A 12,643-nucleotide genomic window follows, 5' to 3' on the forward strand; every position below is an offset into this window, starting at 1 on the left:
GCAGGCCAGCCTAATCGGCGCTTGCTAGGGTGAAGCACGTGACGATACGGGTCGCCGTGGCCGGGGCCACGGGCAAGATGGGCAAGCTGGCACTCTCACTCGTCGAGGGGGCGGACGACCTCGAACTGCACGCGGCGCTGTCGTCGAAGTCCGAGCTCGACGAGATGCTCGGCGCCGATGTCGTGCTCGACGTCACGCACCCCGCCGCGAGTGCGGGCATCGTCGAGTTCGCGACGGGCGCCGGAATCCCGATCGTCGTCGGCACCTCGGGCTGGTCGGCCGACCGCATCGCCGAGATCGAGCGCTTCGTGCGCGGCCACGACGAGGCCGGCGCGGTGCTCTTCATCCCGAACTTCTCGATCGGCAGCACGCTCGGCACCGCGTTCGCCGCACTCGCTGCGCCCTGGTTCGACTCGATCGAGATCGTCGAGGCGCACCACGCGGGCAAGGTCGACTCGCCTTCGGGCACCGCGGTGCGCACGGCCGAGCTCATCGGCGAGGCGCGCGCAGCCGCCGGCCCGGTCGAGGCGCCGCACGCCGACCAGCGCGCTCGCGGGCAGCTCGTGTCCGGCGTGCCGGTGCACAGCCTGCGGATGTCGGGGCTGCTCGCCGAGCAGCGCGTCGTGCTCGGCGGCGACGGCGAGACGCTCACGATCGCCCACTCGACCCTGTCGCCGAGCTCGTACGAGGCCGGCATCCTGCTCGCCCTGCGCCGCGCGCCAGAGGCGACCGGCGTTACCGTCGGCCTCGGGGCCCTGCTCGGGCTCGAGCTGCCCGCCGCCGTGGCGACGGCAGAGACCGCGGCTTCGGCCGCGACATCCGCCGAATGACCTCCATGACGAACGGATGCCGCGCATGAGCGCCAAGATCGGCGCCATCTCGATGGCCGTGCTGCTCGCGGTCTACGTGGCCCTCGTCGGATGGCGCGCCGTGCAGTTCGTGGCGACCGGCGAGCCGATCGCGATCGTCATGGGCATCGCGCTCATCGTGCTGCCGATCATCGCGGCATGGGCGATCTGGCGCGAGGTCTCGTTCGGCATCCGCTCGCAACGGCTCGTGAAGACGCTCGAAGCCGAAGGGGCGACCGATCTCGGCATCGACACCACCCCGAGCGGGCGCGCCGATCGGGCATCGGCCGACGCAGAGTTCGGCCGGTTCCGCACCGAGGCCGAGGCGGAGCCCGATTCATGGCGCGCGTGGATGCGGCTCGGCATGGCCTACGACGCCGCGGGCGATCGCCGTCGCGCGCGACGTGCGGTGCGGAAGGCTATCGACCTCGAGCGGGCGCGCTGAGCATCGCGTCGATCGCGGACTCGACGGTCTCGTGCGCGAACGCGAATCCGTCGTCGGAGAGGCGCTGCGGCACCACCTTCGCGCTCGCGAGCAGCAGGTCGTCGGCCGCCTGACCCAACGCCATGCCGAGCACCCGCTCGGGCACGGCGAGCGAGTACGGGCGGTGCATCTGCCGCGCCATGGCGCTCATCACCCGGTCGGCCGTCGCGGGCGTCGGCCCGACGAGGTTGACCGGCCCCACGATCGACGAGTCGAGCAGGTGCACGATCGCCGACACCTCGTCGTCGAGCGCGACCCACGGCCAGTGCTGTCCGCCGGTGCCGAGACGCGTCGAGACGCCGAGCTTCGTCATCAGGCCCACGGGCTTCATCGCACCGCCCTGCCCGATCACGAGGCCCGTGCGCAGGTTCACGGTGCGCGTCTCGTGCGGGGCGAGCGCCGCCGCCTTCTCCCAGCGTTCGACGATGTCGGCGAGGAAGCCGTTGCCGGCTGGGGAGGCCTCGGTGAGCAGCTCGCCCGGTCGGTTGCCGTAGTAGCCCACGGCGGAGCCGCTCAGGAAGACCGCCGGGGGAGTGCGGGCCTTGCGCATCGCGTCGGCGAGCGTGCGCGTCGCGCTCACCCGGGACTCCAGGATCTCGCCGCGGTACGACTTCGTCCACGGCAGGTGCGAGAGCGAGGCCCCCGACAGGTTGATCACGGCATCGACGCGATCCATGATCGTGAAGTCGATGATGCCCGCCGCAGGCGACCAGGTCACCTCGTCTGGCGAGGTCGTGCGTCGGCGCACCAGCCGGAGCACGTCGTGACCGTCGGCGACGAGGCGCTCGACGAGAGCCGTGCCGATGAAGCCGGATGCTCCGGCGATCAGGACCCGCACGTCAGGCGAGTTCGGCTTCGATCGTGATCGGGATGCCGGTGAGGGCCTTGGAGATCGGGCAGTTCGCCTTGGCATCGTCGGCGAACGCCTCGAACTCCGCCTCGGTGAGGCCCGGAACGCGTGCGCTCACGAGCAGGTGGCTGCCGAGCACGCCGCGACCGGCCTCGAACGTGACGGCCGCGGTCGTCTGGATCGATTCGGGCGCGTGCCCCGCCTCGGTCAGCGCGTGCGCGAGCGCCATCGAGTAGCACGACGAGTGCGCGGCGCCCAGGAGCTCTTCGGGGTTCGTGGTGCCGGCCTCGCCCGCTGAACGGGCGCGCCAGTTCACGGGAAACTCGGCGACCCCTGAGGAGTCGAGCTTCGTCGTGCCCGAACCATCGGCGAGCGTGCCGGTCCAGACGGTGGTCGATTCACTCGTGACGGCCATGGGTCCTCCTCGTCGAGCCGGAGTTCTCAGCCTAGCCCGGGACGCTCGCCGAGCGGCATGGCGAACCGCCGACGTGCGTCGGCCCGCGGGTCGTCGGTCGTTCGCGGCGGCCGGTCCGCGGCGGTCGGTCAGGCCCGCTGCACGAGGCGCGCGCGCACGAGCAGCAGGTAGATCTGGCATCCGAGGCAGTAGTCGAACACGGCGTTCAGGAACGCGGCGATGAACGCGAAGCCCGCCGCGATCGCTACCGCGTACTCGACACCGAACAACCCGAGCACGACGCCGACGATCGTCACGATGAAGCCCACGAGCTGCGCGAAGGTCGGCGGGCGCGGGTCCTCGAGCTCGGTCGGCGGCGCGAGGCGCGGCCGCACGAACGTGCGGAAGATCACGCCGAACGGATGCCGCTTCACCCCCGCGACCGCGCCCCAGAGGAAGAGCGCGGAGAGCGCGGTGAGCAGCGCCCAGGCGGTCACGTCGAGGCCGGCGACCGACAATACGACGACGGCGAGCAGCAGCACGGCGGTGATCGCCGCCGAGAACCGCGGTGCGCGCGGGTCGATACCGGAGGGGGCCTCCGACGTGGGCGCGGTGGTGGATTCAGGATGCGACATGGGGGCTCCCGATGAGGGTCTCGAGTTGGGTGCGCACGGCCGCGAGTCGCGGCACGCCGCCGATGCGCGCCGTGGTTGTGCCGTCGGCGCGCAGGATCAGGGTGGTCGGCGTCTGCCGCACGTGGAAGCGGTCGGCGAGGTCGGCGCGATGCGTGAGGTCGATCTCGACGTGGCGCACGCCCGCGTAGTCGTCGGCGATCTCGCCGAGCTGCCGTGCGGTCGCGGGGCAGCGGCTGCAGTACTCGGTCGAGAACTGCACGAGCGTCGCGTCGGCGCCGAGGTCGGCGTCGACCAGGCCCAGCGCCGCAGCCGACGAGCTGCGGGCGGCGGCGGCGGCGGCGTTCGCCACGACCGGCCCGGTGGCCTGACCTGCCGACGCCGGCACGGCGCGGACGCGCCCGGTGCGGGCCTTCCACGCGAGGCCCACGACGGTGGCGAGCGCGGGCAGGCCGAGGCCCGCGATGAGCGCCGCCTGCCAGTCCATGCGCCAAGGGTACGAGCGCGCTCGCGCGGCGGGTCGAGTGTGACGAGGCATGACGGGCGGCGGGCGACGGGCGACGGGCGGCGGGCGGCGTCGACGCACGACGGACGACGGATGCCGCGACGGCCCGCCGTGCGCACGACGCCGCCACGCGGCATCCGCTCGTCGAATGCCCTGTGTCGCGGCCCCGACGGCCTCGGCCCGGGTTAGCATCGATGCGATGTCCGAGACGCTCAGCACCCCGTACGAAGACCTCCTGCGCGACGTGCTCGAGCACGGCACGCGCAAGACCGACCGCACCGGCACGGGCACCACGAGCGTGTTCGGGCGGCAGTTGCGGTTCGACCTCTCGCAGGGATTCCCGCTCGTGACCACCAAGCGCGTGCACTTCAAGTCGATCGCGTACGAGCTGCTCTGGTTCCTCCGGGGCGAGTCGAACGTCGGCTGGCTGCGCGAGCACGGCGTGACCATCTGGGACGAGTGGGCCGACGCCGACGGCGAGCTCGGCCCCGTCTACGGCGTGCAGTGGCGCTCGTGGCCGACCGAGAACGGCGAGACGATCGACCAGATCGCCGAGGTCGTCGAGCAGATCCGCACGAACCCCGACTCGCGCAGGCTCATCGTGTCGGCGTGGAACCCGGCCGACATCCCCGAGATGGCGCTCGCGCCCTGCCACGCGGTGTTCCAGTTCTACGTCGCCGACGGCAAGCTGTCGTGCCAGCTCTACCAGCGCAGCGCCGACCTGTTCCTCGGTGTGCCGTTCAACATCGCCTCGTACGCGCTGCTCACCCACATGGTCGCCGCGCAGACCGGCCTCGAGGTCGGCGACTTCGTCTGGACCGGCGGCGACTGCCACATCTACGACAACCACGTCGAGCAGGTGCGGCTCCAGCTCGAACGCGAGCCGTTCGCGCCGCCGACGCTGCGCCTGACGCGTACGCCCGACTCGATCTTCGACTACGAGTACGACGACTTCGAGGTCGTGGGCTACGAGCACCACCCCGCGATCCGCGGCGCCGTCGCCGTATGAGCGGAGCGGATGCCGCGGGCGGGCCGCTCCCGGCCGATGCCGTCGACCCGGCTCGCGCGGCCGACACGGTCGTCGCACCGGAGGCGCCGCGTCCGGCGATCGGGCTCGTCTGGGCCGAGGCCGAGGGCGGCGTCATCGGCCGCGACGGCGGCATGCCCTGGCATGTGCCCGAGGACCTCGCGCACTTCAAGGCCGTGACGCTCGGCGCCCCGGTCGTCATGGGCCGCAAGACGTGGGACTCGCTGAACCCGCGTTACCGGCCGCTGCCCGGCCGCCGCAACCTCGTGGTGACCCGACAGCCCGACTGGGCCGCCGACGGTGCGGTCGCCGCGGCCTCCGTCGAGGAGGCCCTCGTCCTCGCCGGGCAGGTCGACCGGGTCTGGGTGATCGGCGGATCCGAGCTGTTCGCGCTCGCGCTGCCGCTCGCCGATCGACTCGAGGTCACCGAGCTGCGGCACGCAGACAACTCCTTCGCGCCGCTCGACGACGACGTGCTCGCGCCGAGCATCGGGCCCGGATTCGCGGCCGCCCGGGGCGACGAGCAGACCTCGGCCACCGGCATCCGGTACCGCTTCGTCACCTACACCCGCGCCAGCGACTGACCCGGCCCCGGCCCCACTGGCGTCTGGGCACCAACTCGCCCCAGCAAGCGCCTGCCGCGTCACCCTCGCACCAGACGCATTCGCCGAATGTCGGATCCGCGCGGCGGCGCGCCGCCAACTGGCGACGACCTCCGGCGCGGCGCCCGTGAGGGGCGACATTCGGCGAATGCAGGGCCAGGCGGGCTCGTCCTCCACAGGCGGCGATCGCCGGCGTTGCGTGCACCATGGCCCTCAGCCGGCGTTCTCGGCGGTGAGCTCGCGCAGAGTGGCGCAATGCGCATGGAAGCTCTCGCCGTGTTCGACGGCCTGCCCATCCGACGCACGGCAGAGCTGTACCGAGCCGGTTGGACGGCGTACGACCTCGCCGGTGCCGTCGACGCACGAGAGGTCGAACGGGTGCGGCAGGGCGTGTTCGCGTTGCCGGGCACCGATGCCGAGGTCGTCGAGGCCGCGCGCCACGGCGGAATGCTGAGCTGTCTCTCGGCGGCCCGCCGTCTCGGACTGTGGGTCCTCGATGACGGGCTGCTCCATGTCGCCGTGGGCGCCCGAGCGCGCGTGCACCGGCACGCGGGATGTACATGCGAGACGCATCGCGTCCGCAGCGCCCGACTCGGCGCGTGTGCCCCGCTCGAGCACGCGCTTGGCCAGATCTTCGTGTGTCGTGGTGCGGAGGATTTCTTCGTGGCCGTCGAATCCGCATTGCGCCTCGGCATGCTCGGCGACGCGGCGCTTCGTCGGCTCCGCCTCGCGGTCCCGGCCGCCGCCCGGAGCGTGATCGATCTCGCGCGCGCGGACGCCGACAGCGGGTTGGAGTCGATCCTGCGTTTCCGGCTGCTTCCGTACGGCATCGAATTGCAGAGCCAGGTCGAGGTGCCCGGTGTGGGCCTGGTCGATTTCGTGCTCGGCGATCGACTCATCCTGGAGGTCGACGGCCGGGTGAATCACGACGGGCCATCGATGCGTCACAAGGACCTGCGCCGGGATGCCGCCGCGGCGGCACTCGGGTTCGAGACGCTCAGGTTCGACTACGCCCTCATCATCCACGACTGGCCGCTGGTGGTCGCTGCGATCCTCGCCAGACACGAGTCCCGCCTGGTCGACGGCGGGGCTCGACGCGCCTGACCGCGCAGTCGACGGATGTCGGATGCAGGCGCCGGCGCGCCGGTGCGACGCCTGCCAATTGCGCGTGTCGCCCGCGGCATCCGACATTCGGCGAATGTCACGGGGTGGAACCGGGCGGATCGGGGGCCGCTCGACCCGATACCCTTGAGGGCGTGACTCAGGAAAACCCCTTCGGACAGGTACTCGTCGCGCTCGTCACGCCGTTCACGGCTGACGGCGAGGTCGATTGGCCCGGGGTCGAGAAGCACATCGACCACCTCATCGAGGGCGGTGCCGACGGCATCGTCGTGACGGGCACCACGGGCGAGACGAGCACGCTCACCGACCCCGAGAAGATCCGCCTCGTCGAGGTGGGCAAAGACGTGGCCGCCGGTCGCGCGAAGATCATCACGGGCGGCGGCTCGAACGAGACCGCGCACGCGATCGAGCTCTACAAGCACTCCGAGCAGGCCGGCGCCGACGGCATCATGATCGTCACGCCGTACTACAACAAGCCCACCCAGGCGGGCATCCTCACGCACTTCCGCATGGTCGCCGACGCGACCGACCTGCCCGTGATCCTCTACGACATCCCGGGCCGCACCGGTGTGCCGATCAAGTACGAGACGATCCTGCGCCTCGCCAAGCACCCGAACATCCTGGCCGTGAAAGACGCCAAGGGCGACTTCTCCGAGGTCAGCCGGGTGCTCAACCAGACCGACCTCATGTACTTCTCGGGCGACGACGCCAACGCGCTGCCGCACCTCTCGATCGGGGCGACCGGCCTCATCGGCGTGACGGCGAACATCGCCCCCGCGCCGTACCGCACCATCGTCGACGCCGTGAACCGCGGCGACCTCGCCGCCGCGACCGCCGCGCACCAGCAGCTCGAACCGCTCGTGCGCGCCGTCATGACGCACGTGCCCGGAACCGTCGCGGCGAAGTACATCCTGCACGGCCTCGGCCGCATCTCGAGCCCGCGGGTGCGCCTGCCGCTCGTCGGTCCCGAAGAGTGGGAGGCCGCGCTCATCGAAGACGAGATCGACCACGTGCGCGGCATCCCGGGCGTCGACTTCCGCAACTTCCGACCCGACCGCAACGCCGCCGCAGGCGGCGCGCTGCCGAAGGTCGCAGGCACCACCCGCTAGACGAGCGGATGTCGCGACGCGCCGCCGTGCGCGCCGACCTCCGCCCCGAGACATCCGCCGGTCACAGGGCCGGCACCGAACTGAACACCGAACGTGAAGGAGGGCACATGCCCGACGTCATCATCGAACCGAGCCCGCTCGACGCGGGAACGCTTCGCATCATCCCCATCGGCGGCCTCGGCGAGGTCGGCCGCAACATGACGAGCTACGAGATCGACGGCAAGATCCTCATCGTCGACTGCGGCGTGCTCTTCCCCGAGGAGCACCAGCCGGGCGTGGACCTGATCCTGCCCGACTTCGGGTTCCTCAGGGAGCGCCTCGACGACATCGTCGGCGTCGTGCTCACGCACGGCCACGAAGACCACATCGGCGGCGTGCCGTACCTGCTGCGCCTGCGCGCCGACATCCCCCTGATCGGATCGCAGCTGACGCTCGCGCTCGTCGAGGCGAAGCTCAAGGAGCACCGCATCAAGCCGTACAGCCTGACGGTGCGCGAGGGTCAGGACGAGCAGATCGGCCCGTTCGACCTCGAGTTCATCGCGGTCAACCACTCGATCCCCGACGCGCTCGCCGTCGCGATCCACACCGACGCCGGCACCGTGCTCGCCACCGGCGACTTCAAGATGGACCAGCTGCCGCTCGACGGCCGGCTCACCGACCTGCGCGAGTTCGCCCGCCTCGGTGAGGAGGGCGTCGACCTGTTCATGGTCGATTCCACCAACGCGGACGTCCCGGGCTTCACGCCCCTCGAACGCGCCATCGGACCCGTGCTCGACGAGGTCATCGCGCGGGCTCCCCGCCGGGTGATCGTGGCCAGCTTCTCGAGCCACGTGCACCGGGTGCAGCAGGTGCTCGACGCCGCGCACCAGAACGGACGCCGCGTGGCGCTCCTCGGCCGCAGCATGGTGCGCAACATGACCATCGCGGCCGAGCTCGGCTATCTCAAGGTGCCCGAGGGCGTGCTCGTCGACTACAAGAAGGCCGGCGACATCCCCGACGACAAGATCGTCTACATGTCGACGGGGTCGCAGGGCGAGCCGATGGCGGTGCTGAGCCGCATGGCCAACCGCGACCACCAGATCGAGGTCGGCGAGGGCGACACGGTCATCCTCGCCTCGAGCCAGATCCCGGGCAACGAGAACGCGATCTACCGCGTGATCGACGGCCTCACCAAGCTCGGCGCGAACGTCGTGCACAAGGGCAACGCCAAGGTGCACGTCTCGGGCCACGCGGCCGCGGGCGAGCTCCTCTACTGCTACAACATCCTGAAGCCGAGGAACGTGCTGCCGATCCACGGCGAGTACCGGCACCTGTTCGCGAACGCGAAGCTCGCGCAGGACACGGGCATCCCCGAGGCGAACACGTTCATCGGCGAGAACGGCACGGTCTACGACCTGCGCGACGGCGACATGCGCGTGGTCGGCCAGCTCGACCTCGGCTTCGTCTACGTCGACGGCTCGACCGTCGGCGAGATCACCGACGCCGACCTCAAGGACCGTCGCATCCTGGGCGAAGAGGGCTTCATCTCGGTCATCGTCGTGGTGGATGCCACGACGGGCCGCATCATCGTCGGCCCCGAGATCCACGCCCGCGGGTTCGCCGAAGACGATTCCGTGTTCGAGGACGTGAAGCCGAAGATCTCCGCGGCGCTGCTCGAGGCCGCGCAGAGCGGCGTGCGCGATTCGCACGCGCTCCAGCAGATCGTGCGCCGCACGGTGGGCACCTGGGTGAACCGCCGTCTGCGTCGGCGCCCGATGCTCGTGCCGCTCGTCATCGAGGCGTAGCCGAGACCGTCGCGCGGAGCACCGAGGCGTCGCGCGCGCCGCATGTGCAGTTCGGGGGCGGGCCGGGACATCCCCGACCCGCCCCTGAATCATCCCCGAGACGGATTCCGTCGGCGGCATGCGCGCCGATAGCATCGGGCGACCCTTCCGAACCCTACCGATGGAGGCGCAGCCGTGGGCGTCTGGCGCAAGTGGATCTTCCCGATCCTCCGCATGGTCCTGGTGGCGGCGATCGCCGTCGCACTCGTGAAGCTCGCGTTCTTCCCCGACGCCCCGCAGTCCGAGTCTTCGCTGCAACCCACGGGCACGATCGAGGAGCCCCAGGTACAGGTCGCCCGCGCCTCGATCCGCAACGACGTGGTGCTCGCGGGCACGGTGTCTCCCGATCCGGCGATCGCCGTCAAGGCGACGGCGAACGGCACCGTCGACGAGGTGTTCGCCAAGCCCGGCCAGCAGGTGGGGGCGGGCGACGTGCTCTTCGACGTGAAGGTCGAAGACGAGCCGGTCGAGAAGACCACGACGGGGCCCGACGGGCAGCCGATCGTGACGATGGGCGAGCCGACCCACCACTTCGAGCAGGTGCTCGCCCCGATCGCGGGCACGCTGACGGGGTTCGACGTGCTGCCCGAGCAGCCGGTGACCGTCGGACAGGCCGCGGGCCGGGTCGCGCCGCCCTCGTTCCAGGTCACCGCTCCGCTCAGCCCCGAGCAGCAGTACCGGCTCACGCAGCTCCCGGCCGAGGCCGAGGTGGTCATCGCGGGCGGCCCCGTGCCGTTCGCGTGCACGGGGCTCACGATCACGACGACGGATGCCGCGGCATCCGGTGATGCCGATGACACCGCCGGTGCAGGCGCGAGTTCGAGTGCGGGCGCGACCGTGCGGTGCGCCGTGCCCGGTGACGTGAAGGTCTTCTCGGGCCTCACCGCGCAGGTGACGATCGCCGCCGGGAGCGCCGACGACGTGCTGACGGTGCCGACGACCGCGGTCGAGGGCGGTTCGGAGTCAGGAGTCGTGTGGCTGGTGGGCGACGACGGCGAGGGCGCCGAGCACCCGGTGAAGCTGGGCCTGACCGACGGGGCGAACGTCGAGATCGTCGAGGGACTCGCCGAGGGCGACGCCGTACTGCAGTTCGTGCCGGGGGCGCCGGCGCAGCCCGACTGCTCGATCGACCCGATGGCCTGCAACGACCTGGTGATGGGCGCCGGCAAGTGACGTTGATCAGCCTCGAGGCGGTCGGTCGCACGGTCGAGTTGCCCGATGCGCCGCCGCTCCAGATCCTCTCGGCGGTCGATCTCGTGATCGACGACGGCGACCGGGTGTCGGTCGTCGGGCGGTCGGGCTCGGGCAAGTCGACGCTGCTGAACCTGTTGGGCCTGCTCGATCGGCCGACGCAGGGCGAGATCCGCTTCGACGGGGCCGACGTGCGACGGCTCTCCGACGGGCGGCTCGCGCGGCTCCGCGGCGCGTCGATCGGGTTCGTGTTCCAGCAGTTCAACCTGCTGCCTGGCCGTACCGCGATCGAGAACGTGATGACCCCGCTGCTGTACGACCGCGGTACGGCGTTCTGGCGGCGCGAGCGGCTCGCGACGGCGATGCTCGAGCGCGTCGGGCTCGGCGCGCGCGCGACCTCGATGCCCGATCGCATGTCGGGCGGCGAGCAGCAGCGCGTCGCGATCGCGCGGGCGCTCGTTCGGCGCCCGAGGCTGATCCTGGCCGACGAGCCCACGGGCGCGCTCGACCTCGAGACCGGCGCCGTCGTGATGGAGCTCATGGAGGAGGTCGCACGCGAGACCGGTGCGGCGCTCGTGACGATCACGCACGATCCGGCGATCGCGCGTCGCGCGGTGCGGCACCTGCGGCTCGAGGCGGGGCGCTTGGTTCCGCTCGACGGGGCGGATGCCGCGGGCGGCGAGCCCGAGGCATCCGGAACCGAGTCGGCGCGCGAGCCCGAGGCATCCGGAACCGACTCGATGCGCGAGCCCGAGGAGGTGCGCGCGTGATGCCGTGGTTCGGGCGCACGTTCACGGGCATCGTGTCGACGTTCGTCGAGTCGGCCGAAGAGCTGCGCATCCATCGCACGCGCGTGCTGCTCTCGCTCGTGGGCGTGGCGATCGCCGTGTTCGCGCTCACGACCGTGCTCGGTGCTGCGGCCGTCGCCCAGCAGGCGCTCAACGAGAGCAACGAGCGCAACTCGGGTCGCCCGGCGATGCTGAGCGCGAACGTGTACTCGACGTCGACGGACGGTGCGGTCGTCGACCAGCAGAGCACCACCGCGGCCTGGCGCGACGTCGTCGCCCGCCACGGGATCGAGTACGAGTCGCGCGTCGGATACGGCGCGCTCACCGCGCAGTTCGTCGACGGGGTGACCCAGGTCGACTCCACCGTCGTCGACGCCGACTACGGCATCATGCACCGCACTCCCATGCAGGAGGGCGCATGGTTCGACGAGGGCGACGCCGATCGGCTCGCCCCGGCGCTCGTGGTGAACGTGCCCTTCTGGCAGAGCCTCGGGTCGCCCGCGCTCGCGACGCATCCGACGGTCGAACTCCGCGCAACCGACGGGCCGGTCACGGCGGTCGTCATCGGGGTCGTGCGCACGTCGGACTACGAGACGTATCCGCGTTCGTTCGTGCTCGCCGACGCGGTCGAACGGCTCGGACTGGTGGGGCCGAACGAGAACGGCTACCAGTACGAGGCCTGGGTGCCGGTCGAGGTCGGCGACGCGCTCGCCGAGCGGCTGCGCGCCGAGCTGCAGTCCGCGGTGCCCGGCGCCCAGGCCGATGTCTACCGGCAGGACTCCCTCTCGTGGGGCGGCGACGACCCATTGCTCGTGCTGAAGCTCGTGGTCGCGGGCGTCGCCGTGGTGATCCTGCTGCTCGGCGCGCTCGGACTCGTGACGATCTCGCTCGTGACGGTGAAGTACCGCATCCGCGAGATCGGCATCCGGCGCAGCTTCGGCGCCACGAGCGGGCGCGTGTTCTTCTCCGTGATGATGGAGAGCGTGGTCGGCACCGCCGTTGCGGGCGGCATCGGCGTCGCGCTCGCGATCGTGGCCGTGAAGAGCCCGCTCTTCGAGCAGCTGGTCGGGCAGGGCATGGTCGAGGACTTCCCGCCGTTCCCGATCGAGGCGGCCCTCATCGGCATCGGCTCGTCCGTGCTCGTCGGGGCGCTCGCGGGCCTGCTGCCGGCGCTCACCGCGGTGCGGGTCCGCGTGATCGACGCGATCCGGTTCTGAGCCGAGCCGTGCCTCCGTGCGGCGGGCCGGTGCGGGCCGCCCGCGCGCGGC

At 71.4% G+C, this 12,643-nt stretch carries 14 protein-coding genes; 10 read left to right on the forward strand and 4 right to left on the reverse strand.

What is annotated here, in order from left to right; genetic code table 11:
- Window positions 1-38: 38 nt before the first annotated feature.
- Together dapB and BM342_RS17715 are read left to right on the forward strand one after the other, a co-directional pair.
- Complete coding sequence (gene dapB, locus BM342_RS17710) at window positions 39-830, forward strand: 4-hydroxy-tetrahydrodipicolinate reductase (RefSeq protein ID WP_092968869.1); 792 nt, start codon at window positions 39-41, stop codon at window positions 828-830.
- A gap of 25 nt (window positions 831-855) precedes the next feature.
- Window positions 856-1,293 (forward strand): hypothetical protein, encoded by a 438-nt coding sequence (locus BM342_RS17715; protein WP_177232246.1) that lies wholly within the window; start codon window positions 856-858, stop codon window positions 1,291-1,293.
- On the opposite strand, the gene BM342_RS17720 is transcribed toward BM342_RS17715, so the two are convergent.
- The 4 genes from BM342_RS17720 to BM342_RS17735 all read right to left on the reverse strand — a co-directional run bounded on the left by BM342_RS17720 (window position 1,268) and on the right by BM342_RS17735 (window position 3,695).
- Window positions 1,268-2,170: a TIGR01777 family oxidoreductase gene (locus tag BM342_RS17720; protein WP_255368908.1), complete on the reverse strand. Its 903-nt coding sequence runs from the start codon at window positions 2,168-2,170 to the stop codon at window positions 1,268-1,270. The two genes, BM342_RS17715 and BM342_RS17720, sit on opposite strands and share 26 nt — an antisense overlap.
- 1 nt (window position 2,171) lies before the next feature.
- Complete coding sequence (locus BM342_RS17725; protein WP_092968460.1) at window positions 2,172-2,597, reverse strand: OsmC family peroxiredoxin; 426 nt, start codon at window positions 2,595-2,597, stop codon at window positions 2,172-2,174.
- A gap of 128 nt (window positions 2,598-2,725) precedes the next feature.
- Window positions 2,726-3,211 carry a DUF4395 domain-containing protein gene (locus tag BM342_RS17730; protein ID WP_092968461.1) on the reverse strand — a complete coding sequence of 162 codons (486 nt, stop codon included), beginning with the start codon at window positions 3,209-3,211 and terminating at the stop codon, window positions 2,726-2,728.
- On the reverse strand, window positions 3,198-3,695 hold the full coding sequence (locus tag BM342_RS17735; RefSeq protein ID WP_092968462.1) for a TlpA family protein disulfide reductase: 498 nt from the start codon (window positions 3,693-3,695) through the stop codon (window positions 3,198-3,200). Before BM342_RS17735 ends, BM342_RS17730 begins: the two co-directional genes overlap by 14 nt.
- A gap of 217 nt (window positions 3,696-3,912) precedes the next feature.
- On the opposite strand from BM342_RS17735, the gene BM342_RS17740 reads away from it, so the two are divergent.
- From BM342_RS17740 to BM342_RS17775, 8 genes are all read left to right on the forward strand, one after another.
- Window positions 3,913-4,722 carry a thymidylate synthase gene (locus BM342_RS17740; protein WP_092968463.1) on the forward strand — a complete coding sequence of 270 codons (810 nt, stop codon included), beginning with the start codon at window positions 3,913-3,915 and terminating at the stop codon, window positions 4,720-4,722.
- Window positions 4,719-5,324 (forward strand): dihydrofolate reductase, encoded by a 606-nt coding sequence (locus BM342_RS17745; protein ID WP_092968464.1) that lies wholly within the window; start codon window positions 4,719-4,721, stop codon window positions 5,322-5,324. The genes BM342_RS17740 and BM342_RS17745 overlap by 4 nt, the downstream gene beginning before the upstream one ends.
- Window positions 5,325-5,411: 87 nt before the next feature.
- Entirely contained in the window at window positions 5,412-6,446 is a 1,035-nt protein-coding gene (locus BM342_RS17750) for a DUF559 domain-containing protein (RefSeq protein ID WP_255368910.1), read from the forward strand.
- Window positions 6,447-6,598: 152 nt separating this feature from the next.
- Window positions 6,599-7,573, forward strand: a complete 975-nt coding sequence (dapA, locus tag BM342_RS17755) for a 4-hydroxy-tetrahydrodipicolinate synthase (protein ID WP_092968466.1) — start codon at window positions 6,599-6,601, stop codon at window positions 7,571-7,573.
- Window positions 7,574-7,680: 107 nt separating this feature from the next.
- Complete coding sequence (locus BM342_RS17760; RefSeq protein WP_092968873.1) at window positions 7,681-9,357, forward strand: ribonuclease J; 1,677 nt, start codon at window positions 7,681-7,683, stop codon at window positions 9,355-9,357.
- Between the two features lie 174 nt (window positions 9,358-9,531).
- Complete coding sequence (locus BM342_RS17765) at window positions 9,532-10,569, forward strand: efflux RND transporter periplasmic adaptor subunit (RefSeq protein ID WP_177232247.1); 1,038 nt, start codon at window positions 9,532-9,534, stop codon at window positions 10,567-10,569.
- Window positions 10,566-11,357 carry an ABC transporter ATP-binding protein gene (locus tag BM342_RS17770; protein ID WP_092968467.1) on the forward strand — a complete coding sequence of 264 codons (792 nt, stop codon included), beginning with the start codon at window positions 10,566-10,568 and terminating at the stop codon, window positions 11,355-11,357. Before BM342_RS17765 ends, BM342_RS17770 begins: the two co-directional genes overlap by 4 nt.
- Complete coding sequence (locus BM342_RS17775) at window positions 11,357-12,592, forward strand: ABC transporter permease (protein ID WP_092968472.1); 1,236 nt, start codon at window positions 11,357-11,359, stop codon at window positions 12,590-12,592. The genes BM342_RS17770 and BM342_RS17775 overlap by 1 nt, the downstream gene beginning before the upstream one ends.
- Window positions 12,593-12,643 lie beyond the last annotated feature (51 nt).

This window comes from Agromyces sp. CF514 (genome assembly GCF_900113185.1).
GTDB lineage: Bacteria > Actinomycetota > Actinomycetes > Actinomycetales > Microbacteriaceae > Agromyces.

Bases quoted from the DNA above. Each gene is read 5' to 3' on its own strand.
- BM342_RS17715 (WP_177232246.1), top strand. From the start codon at position 856: ATGAGCGCCAAGATCGGCGCCATCTCGATGGCCGTGCTGCTCGCGGTC.
- BM342_RS17760 (WP_092968873.1), top strand. From the start codon at position 7,681: ATGCCCGACGTCATCATCGAACCGAGCCCGCTCGACGCGGGAACGCTT.
- BM342_RS17750 (WP_255368910.1), top strand. From the start codon at position 5,412: ATGTCGGATCCGCGCGGCGGCGCGCCGCCAACTGGCGACGACCTCCGG.
- BM342_RS17775 (WP_092968472.1), top strand. From the start codon at position 11,357: ATGCCGTGGTTCGGGCGCACGTTCACGGGCATCGTGTCGACGTTCGTC.
- BM342_RS17730 (WP_092968461.1), bottom strand. From the start codon at position 3,211: ATGTCGCATCCTGAATCCACCACCGCGCCCACGTCGGAGGCCCCCTCC.
- BM342_RS17745 (WP_092968464.1), top strand. From the start codon at position 4,719: ATGAGCGGAGCGGATGCCGCGGGCGGGCCGCTCCCGGCCGATGCCGTC.
- BM342_RS17725 (WP_092968460.1), bottom strand. From the start codon at position 2,597: ATGGCCGTCACGAGTGAATCGACCACCGTCTGGACCGGCACGCTCGCC.
- BM342_RS17735 (WP_092968462.1), bottom strand. From the start codon at position 3,695: ATGGACTGGCAGGCGGCGCTCATCGCGGGCCTCGGCCTGCCCGCGCTC.
- BM342_RS17740 (WP_092968463.1), top strand. From the start codon at position 3,913: ATGTCCGAGACGCTCAGCACCCCGTACGAAGACCTCCTGCGCGACGTG.